Annotated in this window: 5 protein-coding genes; all 5 read left to right on the forward strand. The window is 70.9% G+C overall.

Going from position 1 to position 6,248, the window contains the following annotated elements; genetic code table 11:
* Positions 1 to 29 precede the first annotated feature (29 nt).
* The 5 genes from ACFTQE_RS08045 to ACFTQE_RS08065 are packed head-to-tail and all read left to right on the forward strand — an operon-like array spanning position 30 to position 6,172.
* Positions 30 to 1,145 carry a Gfo/Idh/MocA family protein gene (locus ACFTQE_RS08045; RefSeq protein WP_376924554.1) on the forward strand — a complete coding sequence of 372 codons (1,116 nt, stop codon included), beginning with the start codon at positions 30 to 32 and terminating at the stop codon, positions 1,143 to 1,145.
* Positions 1,142 to 2,701, forward strand: coding sequence for a sugar ABC transporter ATP-binding protein (locus ACFTQE_RS08050; RefSeq protein WP_376924555.1), 1,560 nt, complete (start codon positions 1,142 to 1,144; stop codon positions 2,699 to 2,701). Before ACFTQE_RS08045 ends, ACFTQE_RS08050 begins: the two co-directional genes overlap by 4 nt.
* Positions 2,698 to 3,780: an ABC transporter permease gene (locus tag ACFTQE_RS08055; RefSeq protein WP_376924556.1), complete on the forward strand. Its 1,083-nt coding sequence runs from the start codon at positions 2,698 to 2,700 to the stop codon at positions 3,778 to 3,780. The genes ACFTQE_RS08050 and ACFTQE_RS08055 overlap by 4 nt, the downstream gene beginning before the upstream one ends.
* On the forward strand, positions 3,777 to 4,967 hold the full coding sequence (locus ACFTQE_RS08060) for an ABC transporter permease (protein ID WP_376924557.1): 1,191 nt from the start codon (positions 3,777 to 3,779) through the stop codon (positions 4,965 to 4,967). The genes ACFTQE_RS08055 and ACFTQE_RS08060 overlap by 4 nt, the downstream gene beginning before the upstream one ends.
* Positions 4,967 to 6,172: a substrate-binding domain-containing protein gene (locus tag ACFTQE_RS08065; protein ID WP_376924558.1), complete on the forward strand. Its 1,206-nt coding sequence runs from the start codon at positions 4,967 to 4,969 to the stop codon at positions 6,170 to 6,172. The genes ACFTQE_RS08060 and ACFTQE_RS08065 overlap by 1 nt, the downstream gene beginning before the upstream one ends.
* Positions 6,173 to 6,248: the final 76 nt, after the last annotated feature.

A 6,248-nucleotide genomic window follows, 5' to 3' on the forward strand; every position in this document is an offset into this window, starting at 1 on the left:
CTAGCAAAAGGTGTCGAGAGTGTGTCAGCATGACGACCATGACAACGGACGTCATCGCCCCAGCCCGCACGATACGTGCCGGCTTCGTCGGCGGCGGATTCATGGCCACTGTGCACTCCCGGGCCGCTCGCGCGGCCAGGGCCGAGCTCATGGGCGGTGCTTCCTCCTCCGCCGTGCGTGCTCGCGACGCGGCGCAGCGCCTCGGCTTCGCCACGGCCTTCGACTCGCTCGACGAGCTGCTCGCCGATCCCGACATCGACGTCGTGCACGTGTGCACGCCGAACACGACGCACGCGGCGATCGCGCACGCGGCGCTCGAGGCGGGCAAGCACGTGATCTGCGAGAAGCCCCTCGCGACCTCGGCGGCCGACGCCGCAGCGCTCGCCGCCCTCGCCGACGAGCGCGGTCTCGTGGCCGCGGTGCCCTTCGTCTACCGGTTCCACCCGATGGCCCGCGAGGCGCGGGCCCGCGTCGCCCGTGGTGAGACGGGGCGCCTGCTCAGCGTGCAGGGCGCGTACCTGCAGGACTGGCTCGCGGCTCCCCACGACGACGACTGGCGCGTCGACACGGCGCTCGGCGGCCCGTCGCGGGCATTCGCCGACATCGGCTCGCACCTCGTCGACCTGCTCGAGTTCGTCTCGGGCGAGCGCATCGTGCGCCTGAACGCCACGACGCGCACCGTCTACGACGCGCGTGCCAGGCACGACGACATCGCGACCGAAGACCTCGTCGCCGTCGTCGTCGAGCTGGCCTCGGGTGCCGTCGGAACGCTGCTCGTGTCGCAGGTCGCCCCCGGGCGCAAGAACGCCCTCTCGATCGAGCTCGCCGGCACCGAGGCGAGCGTGCGCTTCGAGCAGGAGCGCCCCGACACCCTGTGGCTCGGCCGCACCGACGCCTCCAGCATCATCGAACGGGACCCGGCGCGGCTCGACGGCGACGCTGCGCGGCTGTCGCTCGTGCCCGCGGGGCATCCGATGGGCTACCAGGACGCCTTCAACGCCTTCGTCGCCGACGCCTACGCGGCGATCGGCGGTGCGGCGCCCGAGGGGCTGCCGCGATTCGACGACGGGCTGCGCGCGGTGCGCGTGACCGAGGCCGTGCTCGCGAGCGCCGCGAGCGGCAACTGGGTGGAGGTGGCGGCATGACCGCGGAACAGCCGCAGGCACGAGCCGGCCGCGGCGCCGTGCTCGAGGGCGAGCCCGTGCTCGTGGCCACCGGGCTCGAGAAGTCGTTCTTCGGCGTCACCGTGCTGCGCGGGGTCGGGCTCACGCTCCACCCCGGCGAGGTGCACGGCCTCGTCGGCGAGAACGGCGCGGGCAAGTCGACGTTCATGAAGATCCTCGCCGGCGTCTACGAGCGCGACCGCGGCAGCATCACGCTCGGCGGATCCGAGGTGGCGTTCGGCCACCCCGTCGAGGCCGCGCGGGCGGGGCTCGCCACCGTCTTCCAGGAGTTCAACCTCCTGCCCGAGCGCACGGTCGCGCAGAACGTGTTCCTCGGCCGCGAGCCGAAGCGCCGCGGTCTCGTCGACCGGAAGGCGATGCTCGCCGAGACGCGCGCGCTGCTCGCCGACCTCGGCATCGACACGATCGAAGCGGATGCCCCGGTGCGCACGCTCACCGTCGCCGAGCAGCAGATCGTCGAGATCGTGAAGGCGCTCTCGGTCGACGCCCGCGTGATCCAGATGGACGAGCCGACGGCCGCCCTGGCCGACCACGAGGTCGAACTGCTCTACACGATCGTGCGCCGGCTCTCCGAGCGCGGCGTCGCGATCGTCTACGTGTCGCACCGGCTGAAGGAGATCTTCGACCTCTGCGACACCATCACCGTGCTGAAGGACGGCGCGCTCGTCTCGAGCGGCCCGGCCGCCGAGCTCGACACCGACGAACTCGTGCGCCGCATGGTCGGCCGCCCGATCTCGGCCTACTTCCCGGCTGCAGAGGAGGGCACGGTCGTGGGGGAGCCGCGACTCGAGCTCCGCGGCGCGGGCAACGCCTACGTCGACGGCGTCGACCTCGAACTCCGGGCCGGCGAGATCGTCGGCGTCGCGGGCCTGCAGGGCTCGGGCCGCACCGAGCTCGTCGAGGCGCTCTTCGGAATCGACCCGTTCACCCGTGGCGAGCTTCGCCTCGACGGCCGGCCCGTTCGAATGACCTCGGCGCGCCAGGCGGTGAAGGCGGGCGTCGCCCTCATCACCGAGGACCGCAAGGCCCAGGGCCTCGCCCTGAACCAGTCGGTCGGCGACAACGCCCTGCTCGTCATCCGCTCGGTGTTCGCGCGGCGCACGAAGGAGGCGCGCCGGGAGCTGCCGGGCGTGCTCTCCTCGCTCGAGGTGTCCTCCCGCGGCGTCGACCAGGAGGTGCAGTACCTCTCGGGCGGCAACCAGCAGAAGGTCGTGCTCGCGAAGTGGCTCGCCACGAAGCCGCGAGTCGTGCTGCTCGACGAGCCGACGCGGGGCATCGACGTCGGCGCGAAGGTCGCCGTCTACACGCTCATGCGACGGCTCGCGAAGGAAGGGGTCGCCATCCTCATGATCTCCTCGGAACTGCCGGAGGTCATCGGCATGTCGGACCGCATCGTCGTCATGCACGACGGTCGCGCGTCGGCCGAGCTGCCGGCGCGCAGCGACGAGGCCACGATCCTCTCCGCCGCGACCGGCACGCTCAAGGTCGGCGCCCCTGACGAGGAGGCCGGCCGATGAGCGCCGCCACCGTGACATCCGCTCGCCGCGGGCGCCGTCGCCGCCTCGATGCGAGCCTGATCGTCGGCATCGCGCTCGTGGGCGTCATCATCATCGGCGCGATCCTCGTCGCGAGCGTCGGGCGCAACTTCTTCAGCGCCGGCAACATCCGCGACATCCTCACCGGCATGAGCGTGCTCGGCTTCGTCGCGATCGGCCAGACGCTCGTGATCCTGTGCGCATCGCTCGACCTCTCGGTTCCCTACGTCATCAGCCTCTCGAGCCTCATCGCCGCCGACCTGATGGCGGGCAACCCGGCGAACATCCCGATCGCGGTGCTCGCGGTGCTCGTCGTCGCGGCCCTCATCGGCCTCGCCAACGGCCTGATCGTCACGAAGCTCAAGGTCAACGGCTTCATCGCGACGCTCGGCACCGGGCTGATCATCAAGGGCTACCTCGACACGAACTACAAGGGCACGAGCGGCCAGGTGCCGTGGGAGTTCCAGCTGATCGGCGCGACCGGCGTCGGGCCGGTGCCGGTGTCGACGCTCATCATGCTCGTGGTGGCCCTCGCGGGGGCGTTCTTCCTCGCCCGCACCCGCACCGGCAACCACATGTTCGCGGTCGGCGGCAACGAGCAGGTCGCGCGTCTCTCGGGCATCCGCACGGCGCGCCCCGTCATCGTCGCCCACGTGCTGTGCTCGATCACCGCGGCGCTCGCCGGGCTCCTGCTCGCGAGCCGGCTCGGCGTCGGCAGCCCCACGGTCGGCATCCAGGGCGGGTACGACCTGCTCTCGATCGCCGCGGTCGTGCTCGGCGGCACCCTGCTCATGGGCGGCCGCGGCTCGATCTGGGGCACCATCGGCGGCGTCGCGATCTTCGCGGTCGTCGACAACGTCATGAGCGTCATGCAGGTGAACCCGTTCCTGAAGGACGTCGTGCGCGGGGTCGTCATCGTCGCGGCGGTCGCCGTCTACACGAGCCGCTCGCTCGACCGCAGGAGGCCGCGCTTCGGCAGCGGGGCCGCGGCGCCCGGCAGGCCGGCCGACCGGAGCGCGCCGCCACCCGCCGTCGCGCACGAGAAGGAGGCATCGGCATGAGCGCCGTGACCACTGCGCAGCCCACGGCGGGCCAGCGGCTCGCCGGGTTCGCCCGCACGCTCGTGAGCCCCCGGGGCGCCGTCTTCCTGCTCCTCATCGTGCTGCTCGTCGCGATCACCCTGCTGAACCCGGCGTTCGCCGAGCCGTCGCAGTTCATCCGCTTCGTGCAGCGCGTCGCACCCGTCGCGATCGTCGCGATCGGCCAGTACTTCGTGATCGTCGGCGGCGAGTTCGACCTGTCGATGGGCTCCGTCGTCACCGCGCAGGTCGTGATCGCCGGCAACCTCATCGGCCAGGACGAGGCGAAGTCGCTGCCCGTGCTCGCATTCATGCTCGCGTTCGGCGCGTTCATCGGGCTCGTCAACGGCCTCATCGTCACCCTGCTCAAGGTGCCGAGCTTCATCGCCACACTCGGCATGATGCTGGCGCTGCTCGGCGCGACCCTCTACTGGACCGGCGGCGCCGCCACCGGCAACCCCGCCGACGGCTTCCGCGAGATCGGCCGGGGCGGCATCAGGGGCCTGCCCGTCATCGAGATCCTGCCGTGGTCGGTCGTCGTGCTGGTGGTCGTGCTCCTCATCGCGGTCTGGTTCGCCCGTCGCCCGTTCGGCCGTACGATCATCGCCCTCGGCGACAACCCGACGACCGCACGGTACTCCGGTGCGCGCAACTGGTGGGTCAAGACGTCGACCTTCGTGATCTCCTCGCTCTCGGCGACCGTCGCGGGCGTGCTGCTCGTCGGCTACGCCGGCGTGCACCCGAGTGTCGGTCGCGGCTACGAGTTCACCGCGATCACGGCGGTCGTGCTCGGCGGCGTCGTGCTCGGCGGCGGCCGAGGCTGGGTCGTCGCGGCGGCGGCGGGAGCCTTCGCCCTCGAGGCGCTCTTCACGCTGCTGAACTTCGCCGGGGTGCCCTCGACCTACCGCGACGCGGTGCAGGGCGCGATCATCATCATCGCTGTCGCATACGCCGCGACCACCGTGCGCGCCCGCCGCAAGGGCCGCGCCCTCGAGGCGCCGGTCGCACCGGCGCCCGACTCGCCGAGTCCGGCGACCCAGACCTCGCCGGCACCGGCGACCCAGACTTCGCCGGCACCGGCGGAGGAGCAGGATGCCGCGGCATCCGCTCGCCCTGCACCCATTCCCTCGACGCAGAGGGCTGACAACGAAACCAAGGGAGGTTCGTGATGCGACGCAGGTATGCAGTGGCATCCGCCATGGTCGGCGCTCTCGCGCTGATCGCACTGGCCGGATGTACCACCGATCCCAACGTGGCCGCGCCGTCGGATGACGCCGGAGCCACGGAGGAAGCGGTCGAGTGGTTCGACCAGGAGCTCTACGACAAGCAGTACGCCGAGCGGTCCGTCGTGCCCGAAGGGCCAGAGGGGCAGCCGTGGCTGCAGTACATCAACGCCGAGATGACCGACACGTCGGCGTTCGCGGGCACCGGGGCGAAGAAGGCGTGCTTCGCGAACGCCTCGATCTCGAACCCGTGGCGCCAGACGGGCTGGATCACGATGAACCAGCAGTTGCAGGTGCTGCAGGAGGCCGGCGTGATCAGCGAGATGGAGACCCGCGACGCGCAGGACTCCGATGACACGCAGATCGCCGACATCGACTACTTCATCAACGAGGGCAACTGCGACATCTTCATCATCTCGCCGAACTCCACGGCGGCCATGACCCCGGCCGTCGAGCGTGCGTGCGACACCGGAAAGCCCGTCGTGGTCTTCGACCGCGGCGTGCAGACCGACTGCCCCGTCACGTTCATCCACCCCATCGGCGGATTCGCGTGGGGCATCGACACGGCCGAGTTCCTGATCGAGGAGCTCGAACCGGGCTCGAAGGTCGTCGCCCTCCGGATCCTCCCGGGCGTCGACGTGCTCGAACAGCGCTGGGCCGCGGCCGAGAAGCTCTTCTCGGAGAACGACATCGAGGCGGTCGACTACTTCACGGGAGCCGACCCCGCCGAGATCAAGAAGATCATCTCCGACGAGCTCGCCAAGGGCGATGTCGACGGCATCTGGATGGACGCCGGCGACGGCGCCGTCGCCGCCATCGAGGCGTTCGAGGACGCCGGCGTCGACTACCCCGTGATGACGGGCGAAGACGAGATGAGCTTCCTGCGCAAGTGGAAGGAGACGGGGCTCACGGGTCTTGCACCGGTGTACTCCAACTTCCAGTGGCGCACGCCGCTGCTCGCCGCGCAGAAGATCTTCGCGGGCGAGGAGATCCCGAAGGAGTGGGTGCTGCCGCAGTCGCCGATCACCGCTGAAGAGGTCGACCAGTACCTTGAGGCGAACGACGGCATGCCCGACGGCCACTACGCCAAGTTCGGCGGCGAGGACCTGCCGGGCTACCCGCAGATCTGGCAGGAGCGCGTGATCCCGTAAGGGTGAGCGAATGACCGCCTAATCTGGTCGGGGGGGGGGGGGGGGCCCCGCCCCCCCCCCCCCCCCCCGCACCCCC

It is taken from the genome of Agromyces sp. NPDC056965 (assembly GCF_042673425.1).
In the GTDB taxonomy this organism is placed as follows: Bacteria; Actinomycetota; Actinomycetes; order Actinomycetales; family Microbacteriaceae; genus Agromyces.